The organism is Hominimerdicola alba, assembly GCF_900112155.1.
GTDB classification, from domain to species: Bacteria; Bacillota; Clostridia; order Oscillospirales; family Ruminococcaceae; genus Hominimerdicola; species Hominimerdicola alba_D.
This window is the reverse complement of the sequence record NZ_FOKQ01000049.1, coordinates 1-22656: the sequence shown is the minus strand read 5'-3', so window position 1 is coordinate 22656 and position 22656 is coordinate 1. Positions and strand designations below refer to the sequence as shown.

Genomic DNA, 22656 nt, shown 5'->3' with positions numbered 1-22656 from the left:
AGTACAGCAACGGTAATCTTACCTTTGGAAACATCAATACCTACTGCGTTCATAATAAATACATCTCCTGAATTGAAATTGTAATCGGGCAAACCACACTTTACTCATTACCTATTCAATCTGTTTGGTGACACGAACGCACATACTGTGGCTCAACCTGCATAAAACGAACGCTATAATGAAAGCATGGATGACAGTCTTAGATGCGGGCACTCTGTCCCAAGGGGATTATCGTCATTCCAATTACTGCTTTCATTATAGCTTAAGTAACAAGTACGTGTAAATCCTTACCGGTGTGCAAGGTTTTACCCGTCAATTATATTGTAACAGGGGATTATATCATTTATGCTGAGCCTTTTGCTGTTTGGTGTATCTTACCGAACTTTAACTGTTATGATTTATCATGTTGCTTGATACGCTGGATAAAGACCTTTTGTGTCGGAATAAAAAAATGGAATGTCGAAAAATCGACATTCCATTTAAAATGCCGCTAACCGGACTTGAACCGGTACGCTGTCGCCAGCGAGGGATTTTAAGTCCCTTGTGTCTGCCTATTCCACCACAGCGGCTTACTAAATAATTATATCATATTGTGAACAGTTTGTCAAGTATAAAATACAAATTTCGCGCAAAGACATAAATATGTGTTTTTAGGCATAGTATGAAGAAGCAGAATATCCGTAAAACAGGGGGTAGGTTATGAAAAAACAAGGCTTTCTGAAAGGCAGTGCCATACTGGTGGGAATGGTGGCGGTAACAAAGGTGCTGGGGCTTGTTTACAAAGTTCCGCTGGCGAACATACTTGGCGGAACAGGAATGGGATATTTCTCCGCGGCGTTTTCGGTGTTCACACCTGTATTCGCACTTGCAGCGGCGGGGATATGTCCTGCCATGGCAAAGCTTACAGCTGAAAGATCGGCGCTTGGCAGGTATGCAGACCTCAGGCGGCAAAGGCGCACTGCTCTGATCGTATACACGCTTACGGGTCTTACCGCCTGCATGGGATTGTATGCGGTGGTATGGTTTGGCACAAGTGACGTAAGCGTTCGTTATGCGCTGTACTGTCTTGCACCCTCGGTACTTTTCTGCGGCGTAATGAATGTCGAGAGGGGATACTATGAAGGTCTTGGAAATATGCTGCCCACAGCAGTTTCGGAAATAGCTGAAACTGTTTTCAGGTTGGCTCTTGGTCTTGGGCTGGCGGTTTACATAAAGAATATGGCGGAAGAAAGCTTTTTGCAAAGCGGTGCAGTCTTCGGGATAGTATGTGAAACTGCATCACAGGCAGAACAAGCGGCACTGCCATTTATTGCGGCAGGTGCAGTGCTTGGTTCAACGGCGGCTTCCTGCCTTGCCTGTGTGGGTATAGTGCTGTTTACCGCATTTCACGGCGATGGTCTGACCGATGAAATGATTTCAGCCGACCCTGTCACCGAAAGTCGCAGATATCATGCAAAAGAACTGGTGTTGCTTTCATTCCCGATAGCTGCAGCATCAGTGGTCACTACTATCACGGGTATGCTTGATATGCTGACACTGCCGAAGTGTCTTGGTCTGGCGATAAGCAGGTTTCCACAGAATTATGTTGCATTTGCCGAGATTTCAAAAAGTGAACTCCCGAATTTTTTGTACGGCTCATACGAGGGACTTGCTGTTATGCTTTACGGTCTTGTGCCTACTCTGACTGCTATGCTTGGTAAAAGCGCCTTACCTTCAATTACCGAAAGCCTAGCCAAGAATGATAAATCAGGACTTACGCGAGATCTGAGACGTATGCTTACGCTTTCAGCCACCGCCGCTATACCATGCGGACTTGGGATTTCTGCCATGTCTTCAGAGGTACTTTCTTTGTTGTTTTCAGGGAGAAAACTTGAATGTATTGCAGCACAGCAGCCTTTGATGATACTTGGGATATCAGTTATTTGCTGTGCGATGGCACTGCCATGTTTTACGGTCATTCAGGCGCTTGGAAAACCATCTCGCGTTACGATTATAATGCTGTCTGGAGCGGCGATAAAACTGGGGCTGAATATCGCACTTGTACCGCTTTGGGGACTTAACGGTGCGGCAGTTTCCGAACTTGTTCGGAGTGTTTTTGTATGCGCCGCCGCACTTGTCACCATAAGCAGGTTGATGGTGTCTGAGATAGGCATCATAAAGCTGTGTTTAAAAACGTTGTATGCGGGAATAATGTGTGCGGTATCAGCAAGGCTTTCTTGCGATTCGCTTAGTAAACTAGATATAGGTGAAAAACTCTGCACTGCAGGTGGCATTTTAGGCGGGGGAGTGGTCTGTATGACAGCACTTGCACTTTTATTTGATGACAGTATCGTGGCGAAAGCTGTGATAAGGTCACGCAAAGCCGAAAAAAGCGCCCCTTTCGGGGTCTCAGGATAGGTTTGTCAAGAGTAATTTTTGTACTTTATTTATAAAAAAACTTGTGCGAAATGCCGAAAAACAATGCAAACGGAGTTTTTTCAAAAAAAATTGAAAAAATCACTTGCATTTTTTCCTAAATTGAGGTATTATATTAAAGCACCCCTGTGAGATGATATCGGGGGAGCGGGCTGTGAGGTGAGTGTTTTGGAAAAAAAGTCTGTTGATGAACTTATTGAGAGCCTTCCTAAAAAGGAGCGCTACAACATGGATGATCTTGTTGATCTGGTAACGGTCCTGCGTGATCAGGAGAAGGGATGTCCGTGGGATAAGGAGCAGACTCACAGCAGTATAAAAAAGGATTTGCTTGAAGAAGTTTATGAAGTCATGGAGGCTATCGACTTTGATTCTCCCGAGATGATGAGGGAGGAACTTGGCGATGTACTTTTACAGGTGATATTCCATGTGGTACTTGAAGATGAGAAAGATCATTTCGTACTTGAAGATGTTATCACCGAGCTTTGTCAGAAACTGATAATCCGTCACCCTCACGTATTCGGCGATGTTCAGGCGGATACCGTTGACAAGGTGCTCAGCAACTGGGATTCCATCAAAAAGGATACCAAGGGACAGGAGAGCTTCACAGACACTTTGAAGAGCGTTCCAAAGAATTTCCCCGCACTTATGCGTTCGCAGAAGCTCGGCAAGAGAGCTGCAAGGGCAGGGGTGGATTTTGAAAAGTCCGAAGAGGACGGCACTGAGCTTGATCTGTATGCGGCTATCGAGTCCGCACTTAACAGAGTTAAGCTGGCAGATCAGAAAGAAGAGGACGCTTCAGGTGAGATAGGCGAGCTGCTTTTCCTGTGCTCAAATCTTGCAAGAAGACTCGACTGTGATGCTGAGGAATGTCTGGCGGACAGTTGCAACAGCTTTGTAAAGAGATTTGAAGATCTTGAAAAGCACAGCGCAGATATAGCGGAAGTATCAGCCGAAGAGCTGTACTCATATAAAGGAAATTAATGAATAAGCAATTGTTCGTTAAGGATAAAAATTTTTGGAGGTTTTAAAAAATGAACAAGGCAGAACTTATCAATGTTATCGCAGAGAAGGGCGGCTATTCCAAGAAGGAGGCTGACAAGGCTCTGGCAACAGTTCTTGATTCCATTACTGGCGCTCTGGAGAATGGCGAGAAGGTTACTCTCGTTGGTTTCGGTACATTCGAGGTTAGAGACAGAGCTGCTAAGGTAGCTATGAACCCTGTTACCAAGGCTCCTGTTGACGTTCCTGCAAGAAAGGTACCCGCATTCAAGGCAGGCAGCGCTCTCAAGGCAGTCGTTGACAAGAAGTAATATATGCTTTTTAAGGCGGGCAGATTGTCCGCCTTTTATTTTTAGGAGGACTCATGAGGTTAGATAAATATCTTAAAGTCACAAGACTAATCAAGCGCCGCACCGTTGCAAATGAAGCCTGCGATGAGGGCAGGATAATGGTCAACGGCAAGGTTGCGAGGGCTTCGTATGATGTGAAGATCGGCGATATCATTGAGATCGGTCTCGGTCAGCGTCCTATCAAGGTAAAGGTGCTTAATGTTACCGAATACGTTAAAAAGGAAAACGCTGCTGAGAATTACGAAGTTATAGGCTGATAATATCAGATGAATTATCTGATAAAATAAACGGAGGTGTTTTGAATGAAACAAATTACAGAAATGCTGAAAAAGGTAGGCGTGTTCTACATTGCAACTACCGATTCTAACGGAGATCCCCATGTGCGTCCTTTTGGTGCGGTGGCTGAGATCGACGGAAAGACCTGTATCTGTACAAGCAACCAGAAGAAGTGCTTCAAGGAAATGATGCGTCACAGCAGGGTTGAGATAAGCGGTATGTGCGGTGAGATGGAGTGGATAAGGCTCACAGCTGATGTTGTTAATCTTGACAGTGACGAAGTCAGAGCGGCTTTTCTGGAGCAGTGCCCTCAGGTAAGCGGTCTGTACAGTGTGGGTGACGGTATTTTTGAGGTTCTGGAACTTCAGGAACCTGAGTGTATCAAGTATTCATTCGGCGCTCCTCCCGAGAATATCTGACGGATAGAGAACTATTCTGAATAATGCGAAAAACCGCAGGAATTTGTGTTCCTGCGGTTTGTGTTTTTTGTCAGAAAGGTGCTGCATTGTCGTCATCGGAAGTGTCACTCACGGGTGCGGGTGGCATTTCTTCGGCGGGTGCAGGCTGTGCTGGAGCGTTTGCAGGCTTTTTGTCCACAAAGCGCATCTCAAGACCGTTTATTGATATCTCGGGATCATCAAGAGCGATCACAAGGCAGTTTCTGCCGCCTATCATCTGGGTCTTGACCTTGTCAGCACCGCCCTTACCGATATTCACAGTTATGCTGGGCACTGAAACAACAGTCTTTGTTTCCACAAGGTTCACAGCGGTAAGGGGCTTTTTATCTGTAGCCTGCTCGAATACCCTGTCAAGGTCGGCAAGCTTTTCCTGACTTACGCCTGCTTCCCACAGTATGGAATTCATTTTCTGGCTGTCGATGGTGGCTATCTCAGTTTCGTGAGAGGTCTGGTCGATGTAATTCTGTATCTTGTCGTTGACCTTGGTTATCATGTTGTAATCAAGTTCATCGCCCACAACTTTTCCGAGTATGGAGTGGAAAACCTCCTTTTCGTTCTGACCCGTCATGGTGAACTCACAGCCAAGCAATTCCTCTATCATGGAAGTGTTGGGCTTTTTTGCGTTCTTTGTGTAATAAAGCACGCCGTTCACATCGGGAGCACGGTCATTGAAAAGCGGGAACAGGAAGCCGTCCGTAGGCAGTTCTATTATCCTGTCGGTGCTTTCTTTCTTGGCGATAGCGTTTTGCTCCTCGTTGTAGATAAGACCGTCTATACGCAGATTTACAGGACATATAGCAGTGATTATGAAGCTGTAGTCAGAAGAATCGCTGTCCTCGTCTATCTCGTCCATCTTGGTCTTTTTCAGCACCGAGTAAGTGCAGTGGGCGGTGAATATGCTGTAGGTCGAAACATACTCCACCTTTTCAACTATGGTATTCAGGAAGTTGTCAACTATCTCTTCATCTGCAAGCTTGCTTTTCAGCACCCCCCACAGAAACTGCTGCTGGCCGCCTTCAAGTATTGCATTCTTAGGAAAAGGATATTCCAGCAGATTTGAACCTATCTTGCCGCTGAGTGTCTTTTTCAGGTTCGCGAGGATAAGCTCGCTTTCGTCCTGTGGCATGATGTTGTAAAGCTGGTTGGTCTTGCATTTTATGTTTTTTTCTGCATCAACAAATGCTGTAACGACGCGATTTATCGTAAAGAAATTGCAGTCGTCGCTGAAATTTTTCTTGATCTCGGCTATTTCCTTCTTGTTCATTTATGTACCTCCGTTTAAGAGAAAAGAGGGCCGCCACGCAGCAGCCCTCTATCCTATAATTTGTCCTCGCCTTAAAACCATTCGCCCAATGGTTTCCGCCATATAATAATATAGCACATTTCATCTGATTTGTCAAGTGCGGGGGATATTTTTTTCTTAAACAGCATGGTTCTATCTGTGATGATTGACTTTGGGGGCGAGATGTGATATAATATTTTCGTTGGTTTGCAGGTTTTCGGCAGGGGACTGCCGCTGCGATGTTTACATTTTTACGGAGGTTATCATGTTTAAAAACAAGGATCTTTATACAGTCGGCGTTATCGGTGCTATGAAGCCCGAAGTCGATGCAATAAAAGGACTGCTTAAAGACGGCAGCACTTATACAGTCAGCGGTATAGAGTTTGTCTATGGTGAACTTTTCGGCATGAACGTAGTTGCTGCTGTATGCGGCATAGGCAAAGTTTTTGCGGCTATCTGCGCTGAGGCTATGATAGTAACTTTCAAGACCGATGTCATTATAAATGCAGGTGTCGGCGGTTCGCTGACTGACAAGCTGGATATCGGCGATGCAGGTATCGCTTCGGCGGTTGTTCAGCACGATATGGATACCACTCCTTTCGGTGATCCCAAGGGCCTTATCTCGGGCATAAACAAGGTGTATTTCGATTGTGACACTCACTGCGTTGATCTGCTTACTTCTTCCGCTGATGAACTTGGTGTCAGGTGCGAAAAAGGCGTTATTGCATCGGGTGACTGCTTTGTTAACAGCAGTGCTAAGAGAGATGAACTCAGGAGCGAATTCAACGCTATTATCTGTGAGATGGAGAGCGGTGCCATAGGTCATGTATGCTATGTTAACGAGGTGCCTTTCTGCGTACTGAGAACCGTCTCCGATAACGGCGACGACGATTCACACAACGATTACGCTCATTCCCTTGCAAAAGCTGCAAAGGCTGAGCTGGATATACTGGTCAGCTTTCTTAAAAAGCTTGGCGCTGAGAAGAACTAAAGGAGGATAATTATGGAACTTATTGCAAGCTTTCAGGTTAATCACCTTGACCTTTTCCCCGGACTCTACGTTTCCCGCAGAGACTGCAAAGGCGAGGCCGTGACAACAACTTTTGATATGAGAATGACTGCTCCTAACCGCGAGCCTGTTATGGATACCCCTGCCATGCACACTATTGAGCATCTTGGCGCCACTTTCCTTCGCAGCTGTTCCGTCAAGGACGATATAGTCTACTTCGGACCTATGGGCTGCCGCACCGGTTTCTATGTGATCTTCTTCGGTGCTCAGACCTCTGAGAGCGTTTATGAAACTATCGTAGATATGTGCAAGTTCATTCTGGATTTTGAGGGCGATATCCCAGGCGCAAAGCCTGAGGAGTGCGGAAACTACTCCGAGCAGAACCTGAATATGGCTAAGTATTACATCAAACGCTATCTCGATGATCTTACCGAGAACAAGAGATTTGTTTACCCCAAGTAATTTTATGCATTATAAAAGGCACTATCGTTTTTGATAGTGCCTTGTTTTATGACTTGTGTTTGTGCTTGTTCAGCTTTTCAACGATCGGGTCTTTAAACAGGAAGCCGAATATTGCAAGTACTATTGCTGCGAATACTATGCAGAGAGCGGTCTTGAAATTTCCGTCTATTGCATTGCTACCCAGTGTTGTGGACATCAGTATCGCAGGGATACGGCATGGCATTACATACAAGAAAAAATCTCTGCGCTTGACCTTGATCAGCGGCACGATATAGGATATTATATCCTTTGGAACGCCCGGTATAAGGTAGAGTATCACAAGAACTTTTATCAGCTTGTTTTCGTCCTGCAGGAACTTGTATTTCGTCAGATGCTTTTCATCGACGAAAGCTTCTACAAGCGGTTTACCGAATTTGCTGACCATCATGAATATTACGAAGGTGCCAAGCATCGTTCCACCGAAGGATAGCAGGAATCCTATGAACCAGCCGAACAGTACACCGCCGATTATCTGAACAGGCGGGATAACTGCGATTATCACCTGAACAGCCTGTATCAGCGTGAATATCATCATACTCTCGAATCCTGAATACTTTGTTTCAAGCGTTTCTTTCAGCTTGTCCATGCCCTCTTCGGTACGAAGTGCCTTTACAAGTGGGATTGATACAAGCGTTGCTACCGTCAGCAATGCAAGTATCACTATCACCGTGACTATCTGCACACGCCGTTTGTTTCGTCGTTTTCTGTGTTCATGGAGGTCGGTTTTTTCGCCTTCTGTTTCCTCCGTGATATTTTGTGTATTTTCTTCATTCATTCTGCTTATCTCCAAAACAGATCATTTTCTCCGCAGTATCTTTTTGCGGAACCAGTTGATGTAAACGTCTATTGTAAGCGACAGGAATTTATCGTACACAAGGAAACATATCTGCGCTTCAGCCCACAGGAGAGGCAGTGCGTATTTTCCCAGGAACTCTGTGCCCTCAAGCATATCCACAGATACAAATATGAACTTGAAGAGATTGTAGTATATCACTATCGCTACATTGAAAACTGTCAGTTTGACTATCCATTGGAACAGCTTGCTTTTCTTTTTTGAAAGCCAGAATTGCAATATCGGGTAATAGCCCATGAACAGTATGAACAGCAGGGAAGCCTCAAAATTCGGCGTTATGAATATGCACAGCAGACTTACCGCGCAGTAATCAGCTATCGCCCATTTACTGTCAGTTTCAACTATCATCACAACCATAAGCACTCCCGCAAACACGGGTATGGCATAGCTTAGTCCCGGCAGGAAAGAACTGCTGAACATCAGCAGCAGACAAACTGCCGCACATATGCCGCCCAGTGCCACACGAAAGGCTGTGGTGCTGTTTTTATGTTTACTCATATATCATTTTGCATATGCCTGAAATATCGCCCATGCAAACTCTCCTCGCATTAGTATTATCGGTGGTGCTGTCTGTCATTCATCGGACGGTTTATCACCTTATTAAATTATAACATATTAATGTCCAAAAAGCAACCCCGGGTCATTATAGCTCGTATTTTGTGCTTTTTAGCGCTTTATCGATGTATAGTCAGCGAAGGGAATAGCTCAACAATTGCAGGAATATAGCGGAATTAGGATTTAAATTTTTTTATATATCCGTTTTGATATTGACAGTTTTTGAACGATGGTGTATAATTAAAAAGATAGTGTATAATATTTATCAGAAAAGGAGTAAAAATACAGCCATGAGTAAATTTAACGGGCTTACCCAGGCAGAAGCCGAAAAACGTCTGCTTGAAAACGGACGCAACTGTTTGAAGGAGGAGAAGCAAAAAACAGTATTGCAGATGTTCCTTGCACAGATCCTCAATTTTACAAATGCTATCCTCGGTGCGGCTATCATCATTTCGATTATACTCCATGATTACGGCGAAGCGGTGATCATGCTCGTTATAGTTATAGCCAATGCTATAATAGGTGTTGTACAGGAGGGCAAAGCGCAGAGAGCCCTCGATGCACTGAAAAAAATGTCGGTGCTGAAAGCCACTGTTATCCGTGACGGTGAGACCAAAGAGATATCATCTGAAGAACTTGTCGTGGGCGATATTGTCGTCCTCGAAGCAGGTAAACAGGTCCCGGCGGATCTGAAGCTTCTTGAAACAGCACGTCTGATGATGGATGAAAAGGCACTTACGGGCGAATCTGTCCCCGTAGAGAAGGACGAGAACTTTGTTCCCGATGATAAGACAGGCATAGGCGACCGCCTTGACCTTGCATACATGACTACTGTTGCAACTTACGGACGAGGCATCGGTGAAGTTGTCCATACCGGTATGGATACACAGATAGGCAAGATAGCCGATATGGTAGGACAGGAAAAAGAAAAGCCATCGCCTCTCCAGAAGGGCATGGACGAACTCAGCCGTACACTTGGTATCGCAGTTATCGTGATATGCGCTATTGTGTTCATTATAGGTATCATTCAAGGCAGAGAAAAGCTGGAACTTCTTATGACAGCTGTTTCTCTTGCGGTAGCGGCTATCCCCGAGGGTATCCCCACTATCGTTACCATAGTGCTTGCTCTGGGTATGCAGAGAATGGCTAAGATAAATGCCATAGTGAAAAATATGCCCGCAGTTGAGACACTCGGCGCGGTAAGCTATGTTTGTTCCGATAAAACAGGCACACTTACTCAGAACAAAATGACCGTTGTAAAGGCATTCGAGAACGGTGAGTACATCAACCTCGATACTCTCGATAAAGATGCTCATGACACACTGATAAAGGGTTTCATGCTCTGTAATGATGCTTCCATCGCATCCGATGGCACAGAAGTCGGCGACCCCACAGAGACAGCTCTTGTGGCTTTTGCCAAGAGATACGGCATCGAAAAGTCTGTTACAGAAAAGGCAACACCCCGTATCAACGAGAAGGCTTTTGACTCTGACAGAAAGCTGATGACCACTGTTCACACCACAGAAGACGGCAGGATACTCTCATATACAAAGGGTTCCACCGATGAACTTCTAACCAGATGTACCCACATCAGAGTAAACGGCACTGTCCGCGAGATAACAAACGAGGACATGACCCTTATTTCAAATGCTATGTCCGAAATGTCATTTGAAGCACTGAGAGTTCTCTCTCTTGCTGTTCGCGAAGACAACAGGGACGCTGTTGAACAGGGACTCACCTTTATCGGTATGGTGGGTATGATAGACCCCGAAAGACCCGAAGTTGTTGAGTCTATAAAGACATTCAAGCGCGCAGGTATCAAGACAGTCATGATAACAGGCGACCACAAGGATACCGCCCTTGCTATCGCTAAAAAGCTGGGTATAGCCGAAAGACCGGATGAGTGCGTAATGGGTCATGAACTTGACGATATGACCGACGAAGAACTCCGTGACAGAGTTTCGGGACTGTCCATATTCGCCAGAGTTTCCCCTGAGCATAAGGTAAAGATAGTTAAGGCTATCCAGGCTAACAACAATATCTCTTCCATGACAGGCGACGGCGTTAACGACGCTCCTTCTCTGAAAGCCGCAGATGTTGGTGTTGCTATGGGTATCACAGGCACTGACGTTGCAAAGGGCGCAGCTGACATCATTCTTCAGGATGACAAGTTCACCACCATTGAAAAGGCTGTCAAGGAAGGCAGAAACATTTACGAGAACGTAAAGAAGTCCATACTTTTCGCACTTTCCTCAAATATCAGCGAGGTGGTAGTAATGTTCGCCGCTATCGCCGCAGGTTTTGCAGCTCCTCTTAAAGCAGTGCATATACTCTGGATAAACCTGCTGACTGACTCTCTTCCTTGCTTTGCACTTGGTGTTGACCCCAACTCTTCTTCCGATGTAATGAACAAAAAGCCCCGCAAGAACGGAGAATCAATTTTTGCAGACGGCGGATATTTCAAGGTGGGACTATATAGTATAATCATCGCTATAGTAACACTGATAGCTTTCCTGTACACACCTATCAAAGAACTTTCAGCAGCAGGCACAAGCTGCACACTTAAAAATATCATCGACAGCTTTTCCGATAAGCATACACTTATGCAGTCACAGACACTTGCATTCTGCACACTTGCTGTATGCGAGCTGTTCCATGCCATAGGAATGCGTGATACCGAAACATCACTGTTCAAATTCAACCACCTTGATAACAAGATAATGATACTTGCCTTTGCGGTAGGAATCATCGGTCAGCTTGCAGTTACCGAGATACCGTTCTTCAGAAACATCTTCGGCACTGTTAAGATGACAGCAGCTATGTGGGGATTTGTTCTGATACTTTCGATTATGCCCCTTGTAGCACATGAAATCGTTTTGCTTGTGAAAAAGTTGAAGAAAGCATAACGTGATTTATTAGAAATAACTGCAATATGAAAATAATTACGAGCAGCAATCCTGCATAACAGGTATTGCTGCTCGTTTTATTGTGATCGTTCTTGGTTAAGCCGAAGTTTATAGATAAAAAATGTCCGAGAACATCAGTCCTCGGACAAATATTTTTTAAGCTTCAACGTCCTCGTCGGGTACGGGTCTTGATGAACTATCATCGTCATCATCATCGCTCTTGCTGCTGTTGTCCTTTTCCTTGAGGGTGATGAATGTACCTTCGTTCTCTTCTTCCTCAGATTCGTCGCTGCTGCTGTCGGTATCTTCTTCCTTATCCTTGCGGTCATCGGGAGTGCCGACTGCGCCGGGCAGATAGTTCTCGAAGATGAGAATGGAATCTTCAACTGAATCGATGTATGTATCGCTCTTGGTGGTAACTGCGATATACTCCTTGCCGTTGTACTCAACTACAGTAGCGAGGGTGTAGCCTGCTTCATCTGTGAAGCCTGTCTTACCGCCGAGGATCTTAGCGTCACCGCTGCCGTCCTGATCAACGTCTACGAAGTAGCCGTCAAAACGTGAGTGGAAGATGCTGTCCAGCTCGATGCCGTCTTCATATTCCTTTGTGGGCTTGGTTGTCCATGTCTTTGTGCAGAGCACCTTGCGGCAGGTCTTGTTTTCCATGCAGGCTCTTGTGATAACTGCTATATCCTGAGCTGTGGTGTAGTGCTGCTTGTGGTGCAGACCGCTTGCATTTGCAAAATTGGTATCGGTAAGACCAAGCTCTGCAACCTTGTCGTTCATCAGTTTTACGAAGTTCTTCTCGTTGCCTGCGATAGCATTTGCAAGACCGAGAGTTCCGTCAGCGCCGCTGGGGAGGATAGCTGCATAAAGCAGATCTTCCATAGTAACTTCATCGCCAGCTACGAAGCCTGCACAGCTTGCGTTTTCTTCCTGCAGGGGTTCGATGTCCTTTTTGGTGAACTTGTACTTAGCGTTCATATCATCGATATTTTCAACAGCTACCAGAAGGGTCATGAGCTTTGTAAGAGATGCAGGATAGATCTTCTTGTCGTAATTCACACCTGCCAGTATCTCGTTGGATTCGCTGTCCAGCAGAACGCCTGTCGAACAGGTGATATCTTTAAGATTTACTGTTTCATATTTGTCTGATTTAGTCGGTAGCATCGAGGGCGCAGGTTCTGGGATAAGATCTGCCAGATCGTCTACGCTGATGGTTTCCTCTTCTGTGGTGGTGCTGTCATCCAATTCGGATACCGGTGCGCTCACACTTTCGTTGGGTTTGATCGTCTTTCTGCCTGTAACTACCATCAGTGCGCAGCTTACAGCCACGATGATGATCATTACCAGCAGAGCGACAACTGCGGCGCCGCCCTTACGGTTACTGTTCTTCATTTCTCCTTACCATTCCTTTCAGTAATTCTGTTATTTTAAACCTCTTCGGTCGTAGTTTCGCTGCTGTCCTGCTCCATGATGGTCTGATAGCAATAACCCAGTATGTCCTTTCTGGTGACGATACCGATGAAGATCCCTCTGTCATCGATAACGGGGACAAAGTTCTGATCCATGCTCAGAAGTATCAGATCCTCCACCGTTGAAGAGACGTTCACGGGTCGCATATTGACTTTAGGCGGTATCTTTTCCAGCGGGAAGTTTTCCATCTCGCGGATATCATACAACCCTTTTTCCACCATGAACCTCAGAAAATCGCCCTCGGATACGGTCTTGACGAACCTGCCCTCTCTGTCGATTACGGGCACGGCGGAATAACCGTGGTTCTTCATTTTTTCAAGGGTCTGCCTTGCAGTGCAGTCATTGTAAAGATATTCTATGCACGCCTTTGGGTGCAATAATTTCAAGATATTCATTATATCGGGATCCCTCTCAGATTTTGTCTCCGTAGGTGTATACCAGCGAAGTCAGTTCCTCATAGGATATATTTTTCAGTTTTTCGTCATTCATTGCAGCAGAAGAAAGCTCTTCAGCGCTTACACCGCTGGTTACGAATATAGCCTGGCAGTAGCCCAGCTTCTGTTCGGGGGTCATCACTCCGAAATCCACAAGACCGGATAAGAACGACAGATTAAACACGGATTTGTCAACAGTCTTGGTCTGACCGTCAGTGGTCAGCAATTCGTCTTCGGAACCGTATGATATCTCATTGATGGTCCTTGTCTCGGTCATGCCTTCATCGCCGTTCACAGCCTCTACCATATAGGTAGTAGTATACTTGGCTGGAAGCCCGGTTTCTTTATCGAAGTAAAAATCCATGACTGTTATGTAAGATCCGCCTGTGTAGGTGTATTCCTCCACATCATAGATCTTTGCGTCCTCGGAATTTATATGTGTATCAGTAGCAGGAAGATCCTGTTCGAAAACAGTTTCGATAACACTTACGGGGACAGTCGAATTCTTTTTGCGATAAATACCGCATACGTTGTCGAAATCGTAAGATGTTCCGTCAACGGTTATAAAACCGCTGGTTCCGATCTCGTTGGTCTGCAGCTCGTAATAGTTATCACCGTCTTTGAGCCTTGTTATCTCGGTCGTATTTCCCGAAGCATCGGTATACGTCAGGTCTATACGGTACTGATCGCTCTTCAGAAGGTCGTAAGCTTTTTTGATATGCACACCGTCCTGCGAAGTGACAGAATCAGCCTCACCGTCAGTAACTATTTCGTCCGAAGCACTTTCGTCAGTAATGATACTGCTTGTTTTATGTTTTTTCGCCGATTTGCTTTTCTTGCTATTTTTCTTACTGCAAGCTGTGCACGAAAATGCCAGCACTGCAGCTGTCAGCACAGCGGCGAGCTTATAAATCTTCATTGTTCATTTCCTTTCGCGTCAAATGGTTGTTCCCACAGATGCACATATTAATTATACACCCCGACACCCCTTATGTCAAGTGAAATTTTAGCGTTAAACCCTTGCCAAATTTAGTTAAAAGGACAATTTTTTGCCCCGCAAATATCCATAACAGGATATGGCAAGTCTTCTGTTTTGGAGTTTATGTGATCAATATGTCGAAGTCCCAGCTGTTTTCAAGTTTATGTGGCATAAAAAAACCCCGCCGAAGCGGGGCATGAGCTTACCTGTAAGCCGGGTTTTGTCGTGTACGTCAATCTATCTAGGCTGTACGTTGCCGCACAGCTCAAGCCACCTACGGCTTCGGGTCTGACGAGCAGCCATTGACCATTCTGCCGCCATTGGTGTTGCATCGGATAAGGTTTACATGGCAGTGACATCTCTGTCACTCCGGTGGGCTCTTACCCCGCCTTTCCACCCTTACCGCATTTCTGCGGCGGTATATCTCTGTTGCACTGGCTCGGAGGTCGCCCTCGGCTGACGTTATCAGCTATCCTGCTCTGTGATGCCCGGACTTTCCTCATAAGCGTTGCCGCTTCCGCTGACGTATAGTATGCTCACAGATGATATCATAACATATTTCAAAAGATTTGTCAACGCTTGATACCATAGAACCCGCTCTGCATATAGGAATGCCAGAAAATCTCGGCGCTGGAGAATCCTGTTTTATTAAGCAGCTCCATATGTTCCCGTATCGTCAGCGGAAAGAAATCCGTGCCGTATCTTGCACTGTGAGCTTTTACTTCCTCCTCGCTCCTGCCAGCATTCCTGCCGAAATTTTCCACGCGGCTGAGCATTATATCTCTGCCTGTTTCTGTAAATGGCGCAGTGTTCTCAAAGCATATGAACAGTCCGCCATTTTTCAGCGCACGAAAGCAGTTCTTCACTGCTTTTTCCCGACCCTCGCGGTCAAAATATCCGTGGCACTGTATAGCGGTCACAATATCGAAGCACTCCTCATAGTCAAGATTTTCAGAACCTATCTGTATGAATTTACAGTTATTACCTGTGACCTTTGATCTCGCCACATTCAGCATATCCTGTGATGGGTCACACAGCACAAGGTCCGAAAGTTCAAGGTCTTTTACTGCTCGCACCCCGAGATTTCCGCTGCCGCAGCCGGTATCCAGCAATGCAATTTTTTTATTCGGGAAAACTGTCTTTATCAAGTCGAATATCTGGTCGTAGATGATATCGTACATCGGTATCACTTTTCTCACATTCATATCGTACTCCGCCGCTTTGAATGGAGTTTTGTTCTTTTGGTTCATTTTTCTGCTCCTTTTGATGCGAAAGCTTCAAATTCCTCTACAGGCATAGGCTTCGCAAAATAGTATCCCTGAAACATCTTGCAGCCCATTTGAGAAAGCTTTTCATACTGCACCTCGGTCTCTACTCCCTCTGTCAGGGAATCGATTCCCAGCTCATTTGTCAGCCGCAGGATATTCCGTACTATTGTTTCCGAACGGTTTTTGTTATCCGTTGATGACAGGAATTTCATGTCTATCTTCAGCACGTCAACAGGCATATCTTTCAGCAGGTTAAGCGAAGAATATCCGCTGCCGAAATCGTCCATCTCGACGATAAAGCCCTCTTCCCTGAATTTTGCCAGAAGCTTCATTTTCTCTTCCGCATCGGTCATCATAATGGTCTCGGTTATCTCTATCCTTAAATCAGCAGGGGAGATACCGTATTCTTTTACAAGAGACATTATATCCGAAACTACGTCGGTAAAGTAGAAATCCTTCGGCGAGATATTCACGGATATGAACATTCCGGGGAATCTGTCTTTCCATTTTTGCAAAATACTGCAGGCGCATCTCCACATATGCTTGTCCAGTTCAACTATCATACCGTTCTTTTCAAAAACAGGTATAAAGGAAGATGGCGGCATAAAGCTCTTTTCGGGATGTATCCACCTTGCGAGAGCTTCAGCACCTATGACGTTGCCCTTAACATCTGCGATAGGCTGGAGATAGGGTCTCAGCTGCATGGTTTCTATCGCTTCTGTCAGAGATGCAGATATCTGCTGATCCCACAGCACCTGTTCACGGAGCTTTTTATCATAATAGGCGATATGTGTGTTATAATCATCGCTTATTGTGGATATGGCGAGGTGTGCTCTGTCGAACATCATCGGCACGTCCGAATCTTCATCGGAAAGCTCATAAACACCCATATGAACAAGAATATGGTACTCAACCTGACCGTCCCTTACAATGAAGTTTGAAAGTGCTTTGTCAACTTCATCTGCTTTGAATTCTTCTTTAGGCATAAAAGTGCCGAAAGTATCACCGCCAAGTCTGCCGTAAACACATCGTGGAGACATGAATGAGCGAATTACGTCAGCAAGCTGGATGAGAGCACGGTCGCCGAATGCCATGCTGAATATATCGTTGATTATCTTGAAATCCTTGATATCAATGAATATGGCATAATATCTCGTGTTTTCGTTTTCGCGTAAGGTCTTGTGTATCTGCTCATAAAAGCAGTTTTTGGTATAAAGCCCTGTCAGGCTGTCATGGTTCGAACGGTAAAGTTCTGCGCGGATTTTGTTCTGTTCTTCCGTGGTATCGCGTATCGTCAGGAAAGAGCCTGCCAGCTTCTGGGCGCTGTCATTGAAAGACCTGAGTGTAATGGTATAATACCGCTTGCTTTCACCTGTGGCTATGACTTTGTTTGCCTCCCATACGTCCTTGCTGTGCTGTATCGTTCCGAATATGTCTTCCAGTTTTTCTGATACTTTTTCAAGGTCTTTCGTGCCAAGCTGAGTGAGTTTAAGCCCGGTTTCATTGATCCATATGCAGTTGAAATTCGGGTCAAAAACGAACAGTGCTTCGGGCATATCCGAGGCGATATTTGAAAGCATACGGTCAAGAAGCTTGAGGGGTCTGTAAAACAGCGAGAAGTAATATGCAAGCAGTCCGAATATTCCCAGACCTATCATCGAACGGTTGATTGGTGTTCGTGAGAATATATAGAAAGTCTGCCACAGTGTGGTGACTATCATCGTTATAAGTATCACAAGGTATTTTTCCTTGTAAATCCTGGGCATTCTGATCGTCATTACAAGGAAGATCATCATAGTCGCACCCATTATTGTGTAGATAACTATCCTGTGAAAACTTTGTCCTATATAAGGGATAAGACTGTAATACGCCGAACCCTGAACATATACAGGTTCTACATCGAAGGCATGACCTAAAAAAGGATTCATCAGCATCTGAACTGTGTCAATGCATAAAAGAACGATAATCTGTTTTAAAGGAGTTTTGTGTTTGCCTGTCACGCTGCAGTAAGCTGATGTGAAGTTCACAAGCGCCAGCACCATCAGATCCATTCCAAGAAAGTATAAATAATAACCGACTTTAGCTAAGGTCTCGGTGTGAGCGCCGATTATTATCAGATTTCCCAACAGTGGCGGGATAAGCGATGCATCGAGAAATGATACTGCTTTGCCTGTAGATTTTGTGGATCTGTAAGCCTGAAAAGCACATATCCCCAGACCTGTTGCCACAAGTGTGAATATGAATGAAAAAGCTATTCTGAAATTGATCAAAAATCATCACCTCGCTTTATTAAGGTGTATCTATCCGTGAGAAAGTTGTTTGAGTTCTTTTTTGTTGGCATACATTCTGCTGTCAGCCAGCTCGAATACTTCCGATACTTTTTTGTGAAGATCGGCTTCGTATTCCGCAAGCCCCGATGCCAGTACGGGTGCATTTTCTTTGCTGCAGTTTTCAAGTACCTTTCTTCGAAGCTCGGATATTAGCTCCTCTCTATGAGCGTAGTCATTATCTCTGAGTATTACGGCAAATTCATCTCCGCCTATGCGGTATACGGGACTGTGAGCGAATATGCAGCAGATCAGCCGGCAGGCAGAACGGATATATTCATCCCCTGCTTTATGCCCCTGATTATCATTTATAACTTTCAGATCGTTAAGATCGCAGATAAGCACGGCAAAAGGCTGGCTGTTTCCGCTGTCAATGCCGTCCTGCAGGGTGCGCTCGGTCTCCTGATAGGCGTTCTTATTCTTAACACCTGTCAGCTCGTCGTTCATTGCTTTTTCTGTGGCTGAGATCAGTTCACTTTTGTATTTGTTCTCGCGCTTCATCTGATCGTCGATGTTAGCTATACCTATTATGATATGGCATTTGTCTTCTGCCCATGCCACACGCAGGCTAACATAGCTGTAGCTGCCGTTTATCAGCTGACGGTATATCAGCGAGAATGAATCTGTATTGTTCAGTCTTTCCAACAGTTCTACTTTTTCAAGGGTCTTCGCAACAGTTTCCGAGTCCTGCTCGAAAACTACCTTTTTTATAAGTATTGGCGCATCGGTGAAAAAATCATCGCCGTTTTTGATTATCTTCAGCGAACCCGATTCACCTGTTGCGCTGTACAGAGAATACGCACCCGAACCTATATCAACATAGTATATCGAGTCATATCTGTAAGCCAGAGAATTGAGTATCTGGCTGAAAGTCTTGCTTTTCTTTTCAAGCTCACGGCTGGCGATATCCTTTTTCATCTGCTCGTCGATATTCTCGACACCTATGATGAAATGCGTCCTGTCACTTGACCACATTACTGATAGTCGGGAATACTTGTATGTTCCGCCGAGGAAAAGGCGGTATTTTATGCTGAAAGATTTTTTGTTTTCAAGCTTGGATATGATATACTCTTTCCTGAGAACACTAAGGACAAGGTCTTTGTCATCGGGGTGTATCACCCTCAGTGTATTTCTCTGGGATTCATCAAAAAACTTCAAGCCGTTTTTGGCGATATCCAGTTCGTCATATTCGGTGCTGGAAGAAAACTCCATATAGCTGTCGTTCTCTGCATCAACATAATATATAGTATCATAATAAGAAGCCAGGCTCTGGGCTATCTGATTGTATATCTTTCTCTCTTTGCTGAGCCTTTCAGCTTCTAGCTCCATTCTAACCTCTTTATCGACATTTGTAACGCCAAGTATGAAATACTGATCGTCAGTGCTTTTCCCGTGTATCAGCCTGAGAGAGTGGTAAACAGGCTTACCGTCTATCATAAGGCGGTAAACGATGTTCTTCATGGTTTTGTTTTTCATCTCTTCCAAGAGGTTTTCTTTTTGCAGATGTTCGGTAAAGATAGGCTGATCGTCCTCGTGAACCACACGGGCAGCATCGATCTTCAGCTGCTCGAAGAAATTCTCGCCCTCGAAACTTGTCTTAAGTGACCTGAATTCCGGGTCCATAGCATAGGAAACATATTCGTTTGTGATTGCATTAACGTAGTAAACGCTTGAATAGTCGCACAGCAAAGCGTCAGCTATCCTGCCGTAGATCAGTTCACTGTTCATTATGATGATTACCTCCGTGTGATATTTGCAGAATGAATAGGTAAATATTGACATTAACTATTCACAACATACAATATTATTTTATATTATATCACATTTTTTATGAATTGTAAAGATATTCTGAAACGAAAATGTGGATTCTGTTAATGACGCCAGGGCGATTTGTGTTGGGACTTACACTAAATAAATAGAAAATATATCACAAGTCTGCACGACTTTACATTATCCGTATCGTTGTGCTGTTTTATTTTTCAAATATCAGACTGATTTTCAATTATCGAAAATCACAAATGTACATATAAATTATGGTAAGTTGATTTTAACAGACTACTTTATTATATCAAAAGTATAATGCAAATGATACTTTTATAATATATCATAGCATTAATTGCTTATTCAAAAATTGTTATTTTAGGCGGTTTTATTATAACTGATATCAAAATATATTCACTTATCATTTATTGCGCGTGAACTTTCAAATATTGCGTTTTTGCGGAAAAATCCATGTATCAGGGCTCAATTGTCGATTTTAAACAATAAAAAAATAATCGCAATTATTATTTATACATAAGCAAAAAATGAATAGAATTATCATTGGTTCAGCGGTATAATAATATCAGAAAATAAAACAGTTCATTAACCGAAAGGACGAAATTAATATGAAGTTATTTGTTGATACAGCTAACGTTGATGACATCAGAGAAGCAGAATCACTTGGTGTTATTTGCGGCGTTACCACCAATCCTTCTCTTATTGCTAAAGAGGGAAGAGTATTTGAAGAAGTAGTCAAGGAAATCACTGAGATAGTTGATGGACCTATTTCCGCAGAAGTCATCTCTCTTGAAGCTGACAAGATGGTAGAAGAGGCTATACCTCTTTCCAAAATACATAAAAATATCGTTATCAAGCTGCCTATGTGCGCTGAAGGTCTTAAAGCCTGCAAGAGGCTGACCGAAATGGGCATAAAGACAAATGTAACACTGATATTCTCCGCTGCACAGGCTATACTTGCTGCAAACGCAGGTGCTACCTACGTTTCACCTTTCCTGGGCAGACTTGATGATATAGGCATGACCGGTATGGATCTTATCGAGGAGATAGCTGATATCTTCTCTGTACAGGGCATCAAGACCGAGATCATTGCTGCATCCATCAGAAATCCCATACACGTTGTTGACGCTGCAAGAGCAGGCTGTGATATAGCAACTGTTCCTATGGGTGTTATCAGACAGATGATCAAGCATCCTCTGACTGACAACGGTATTGAGCGTTTTCTTAAGGATTGGGAGACTGTTCCCAATAAGTAGAGCATTCATCATGGAATGAATATACTCCAATTTCCACCTTATTTTCTAATCTCGGGTATTCCGGTACACCCTGGCAAGGCGACAGTTCTACCCCGCTGAGCGCCTTGTCTGCGGAACCCGAACAATGAGAAATGCTTTCCATTCTCCTTTTATTTCATATTATATATTCCTTCTGACAGACAGCCGAGAGCTATTTCGGCTGTTTTGTTCTTTTTATTCGTAATTTTTTATTAATATGAGTCCCATAAAATGGTCATTTCGCTAGAAAATGTCCACTTTGAATGTTAAGATAGGTAGAAAAATTGGTCAAAAGTGCTATTGACGAGCAAGCTGTACTGTGGTACAATGCTATTGTATCTTTATATCCAAGAATTGTATATTTTATTCAAGAAAGGAAATGTATAATGAAAAAGTATATAGCAATTGTTTGCGCACTGACTCTTTCCTGCGCTATCTTCGCTTCCTGCGGCAAAAAGAAAGACTCCGATGATAAGGACAGCAAGGCTTCCAAGAACGGCGATGCTGTTGTTACCGAAGCTGAAACAGATACCAAGGATGATTTTTCTGATGTTACTGCAGAGACCACCCGTACAAAGGCTTTCTATGATTCCCTCAAGGATAAGAAGTTCAAGCTTACAATGGTAACTTCTTCTGATGAATTTGAGGATTCAACTACCACTGTTGAGATGAATGGTGATAACTACCATCTTATCATTGAAGAGGGCGAAGTTCGTAATGACCTTTTCGTTATCGACGGTGTTATGTACGTTCTTGACTACACCCAGAATGTGTATTACAAGGATGAAAATCCCACTGAGATGTATCTGAACGTTGATCCCGCTATGTACACAATGGGTATCGAATCTGACTATGTATTTGTAAGCAGCGAAAAGACAGACGACGGCATGATCTGTGAGAAGTACTATGCTCCCGATATGTTCACCGGTCTTGTTGCTACAAATGAAGAGGATGGAAATGCTACTGTTTTCAAGTATTTCTATAATGAGGACAGCACTTGTCCCGAAAGCATCGAGTACACCACATATGATATGGTACAGACCACTAAGATCACCGATTATTCTTTTGAGGAAGTAACTATTGAGCTTCCTGAACTTAAGGACTGGACAGATAACACTGATGCTGTAGCTGTTGATGATGGCGCTGCTGTTGTTGAAGAAGCTGCTGAGTGATCTGCACTGCTTTTACAGTAAAACATTAATCTGAACAATAATAAAAGGGGCTGTTGCAGCCCCAACAAAGAAAAAGAGCCTGGCACAGTGCCAAGCTCTTCTTTTTGTGGTATAATATAATTGCAAAAACCATTAAACCAACGAAAGGATTGTACCACAAAAATGAGAAATTGTCAAGTGCGTCTTAACATGAATTATGAGATCTACATCGAAGAAAGCTCAACTGTCAGAGTATTGAGCAATGTTATAGATGAGATCTATCAAAAAGAAGAATACACGATAGTAAGCAAGTGGAATGGCGCCATACCCGAGGATATCATGATGAAGATACTCATCTACGGCT

General features: G+C 44.1%; 19 protein-coding genes, 1 tRNA gene and 1 other RNA gene. 10 read left to right on the top strand and 11 right to left on the bottom strand.

Annotated features, from left to right (window positions below; genetic code table 11):
- Nucleotides 1-485: 485 nt before the first annotated feature.
- A tRNA-Leu gene (locus BM265_RS17225) sits at nucleotides 486-569 on the bottom strand.
- Nucleotides 570-699: 130 nt separating this feature from the next.
- Here BM265_RS17225 and BM265_RS17220 point away from each other — a divergent pair.
- The 5 genes from BM265_RS17220 to BM265_RS17200 all read left to right on the top strand — a co-directional run bounded on the left by BM265_RS17220 (nucleotide 700) and on the right by BM265_RS17200 (nucleotide 4459).
- On the top strand, nucleotides 700-2397 hold the full coding sequence (locus BM265_RS17220) for an oligosaccharide flippase family protein (RefSeq protein ID WP_074963208.1): 1698 nt from the start codon (nucleotides 700-702) through the stop codon (nucleotides 2395-2397).
- A 186-nt stretch (nucleotides 2398-2583) separates the two neighbouring features.
- On the top strand, nucleotides 2584-3396 hold the full coding sequence (mazG, locus tag BM265_RS17215) for a nucleoside triphosphate pyrophosphohydrolase (RefSeq protein WP_074963207.1): 813 nt from the start codon (nucleotides 2584-2586) through the stop codon (nucleotides 3394-3396).
- A gap of 50 nt (nucleotides 3397-3446) precedes the next feature.
- Nucleotides 3447-3725 (top strand): HU family DNA-binding protein, encoded by a 279-nt coding sequence (locus BM265_RS17210; protein WP_013498254.1) that lies wholly within the window; start codon nucleotides 3447-3449, stop codon nucleotides 3723-3725.
- 53 nt (nucleotides 3726-3778) lie between these two features.
- Nucleotides 3779-4021 carry an RNA-binding S4 domain-containing protein gene (locus BM265_RS17205; protein WP_013498253.1) on the top strand — a complete coding sequence of 81 codons (243 nt, stop codon included), beginning with the start codon at nucleotides 3779-3781 and terminating at the stop codon, nucleotides 4019-4021.
- Nucleotides 4022-4066: 45 nt separating this feature from the next.
- On the top strand, nucleotides 4067-4459 hold the full coding sequence (locus BM265_RS17200) for a pyridoxamine 5'-phosphate oxidase family protein (protein ID WP_074963206.1): 393 nt from the start codon (nucleotides 4067-4069) through the stop codon (nucleotides 4457-4459).
- A 70-nt stretch (nucleotides 4460-4529) separates the two neighbouring features.
- Here BM265_RS17200 and BM265_RS17195 read toward each other — a convergent pair whose 3' ends face one another.
- Nucleotides 4530-5762 (bottom strand): DUF4317 domain-containing protein, encoded by a 1233-nt coding sequence (locus tag BM265_RS17195; protein WP_074835157.1) that lies wholly within the window; start codon nucleotides 5760-5762, stop codon nucleotides 4530-4532.
- 283 nt (nucleotides 5763-6045) lie between these two features.
- On the opposite strand from BM265_RS17195, the gene BM265_RS17190 reads away from it, so the two are divergent.
- A complete protein-coding gene (locus BM265_RS17190; RefSeq protein WP_074963205.1) occupies nucleotides 6046-6771 on the top strand; it encodes a 5'-methylthioadenosine/adenosylhomocysteine nucleosidase in 726 nt (241 codons plus the stop codon).
- 12 nt (nucleotides 6772-6783) lie between these two features.
- Complete coding sequence (locus BM265_RS17185) at nucleotides 6784-7251, top strand: S-ribosylhomocysteine lyase (protein ID WP_074963204.1); 468 nt, start codon at nucleotides 6784-6786, stop codon at nucleotides 7249-7251.
- Between the two features lie 46 nt (nucleotides 7252-7297).
- On the opposite strand, the gene BM265_RS17180 is transcribed toward BM265_RS17185, so the two are convergent.
- Nucleotides 7298-8065 carry a TVP38/TMEM64 family protein gene (locus BM265_RS17180; protein WP_074963203.1) on the bottom strand — a complete coding sequence of 256 codons (768 nt, stop codon included), beginning with the start codon at nucleotides 8063-8065 and terminating at the stop codon, nucleotides 7298-7300.
- A gap of 21 nt (nucleotides 8066-8086) precedes the next feature.
- Nucleotides 8087-8641, bottom strand: a complete 555-nt coding sequence (locus BM265_RS17175) for a YybS family protein (RefSeq protein ID WP_074963202.1) — start codon at nucleotides 8639-8641, stop codon at nucleotides 8087-8089.
- 347 nt (nucleotides 8642-8988) lie between these two features.
- Here BM265_RS17175 and BM265_RS17170 point away from each other — a divergent pair, with 347 nt between their 5' ends.
- Nucleotides 8989-11604: a cation-translocating P-type ATPase gene (locus tag BM265_RS17170; RefSeq protein ID WP_081358514.1), complete on the top strand. Its 2616-nt coding sequence runs from the start codon at nucleotides 8989-8991 to the stop codon at nucleotides 11602-11604.
- A gap of 156 nt (nucleotides 11605-11760) precedes the next feature.
- Here the strand turns inward: BM265_RS17170 and BM265_RS17165 are convergent, their stop codons facing one another.
- From BM265_RS17165 to BM265_RS17135, 7 genes are all read right to left on the bottom strand, one after another.
- On the bottom strand, nucleotides 11761-13002 hold the full coding sequence (locus tag BM265_RS17165; protein WP_074963201.1) for a D-alanyl-D-alanine carboxypeptidase family protein: 1242 nt from the start codon (nucleotides 13000-13002) through the stop codon (nucleotides 11761-11763).
- Between the two features lie 35 nt (nucleotides 13003-13037).
- Nucleotides 13038-13475, bottom strand: a complete 438-nt coding sequence (locus tag BM265_RS17160) for a CBS domain-containing protein (protein ID WP_074963200.1) — start codon at nucleotides 13473-13475, stop codon at nucleotides 13038-13040.
- A 16-nt stretch (nucleotides 13476-13491) separates the two neighbouring features.
- Nucleotides 13492-14433 carry a hypothetical protein gene (locus tag BM265_RS17155; RefSeq protein WP_074963199.1) on the bottom strand — a complete coding sequence of 314 codons (942 nt, stop codon included), beginning with the start codon at nucleotides 14431-14433 and terminating at the stop codon, nucleotides 13492-13494.
- 253 nt (nucleotides 14434-14686) lie between these two features.
- An RNA gene (gene rnpB / locus BM265_RS17150) (RNase P RNA component class A) lies at nucleotides 14687-15032 on the bottom strand.
- Nucleotides 15033-15065: 33 nt separating this feature from the next.
- Complete coding sequence (locus tag BM265_RS17145) at nucleotides 15066-15743, bottom strand: class I SAM-dependent methyltransferase (protein ID WP_074963198.1); 678 nt, start codon at nucleotides 15741-15743, stop codon at nucleotides 15066-15068.
- Nucleotides 15740-18031, bottom strand: a complete 2292-nt coding sequence (locus BM265_RS17140) for an EAL domain-containing protein (RefSeq protein WP_074963197.1) — start codon at nucleotides 18029-18031, stop codon at nucleotides 15740-15742. The genes BM265_RS17145 and BM265_RS17140 overlap by 4 nt, the downstream gene beginning before the upstream one ends.
- Nucleotides 18032-18061: 30 nt before the next feature.
- A complete protein-coding gene (locus BM265_RS17135; protein WP_074963196.1) occupies nucleotides 18062-19816 on the bottom strand; it encodes a GGDEF domain-containing protein in 1755 nt (584 codons plus the stop codon).
- Nucleotides 19817-20475: 659 nt separating this feature from the next.
- Here BM265_RS17135 and fsa point away from each other — a divergent pair.
- Nucleotides 20476-21123 carry a fructose-6-phosphate aldolase gene (gene fsa, locus BM265_RS17130; RefSeq protein WP_024856976.1) on the top strand — a complete coding sequence of 216 codons (648 nt, stop codon included), beginning with the start codon at nucleotides 20476-20478 and terminating at the stop codon, nucleotides 21121-21123.
- Between the two features lie 404 nt (nucleotides 21124-21527).
- Complete coding sequence (locus BM265_RS17125; protein ID WP_074963195.1) at nucleotides 21528-22313, top strand: hypothetical protein; 786 nt, start codon at nucleotides 21528-21530, stop codon at nucleotides 22311-22313.
- Nucleotides 22314-22656 lie beyond the last annotated feature (343 nt).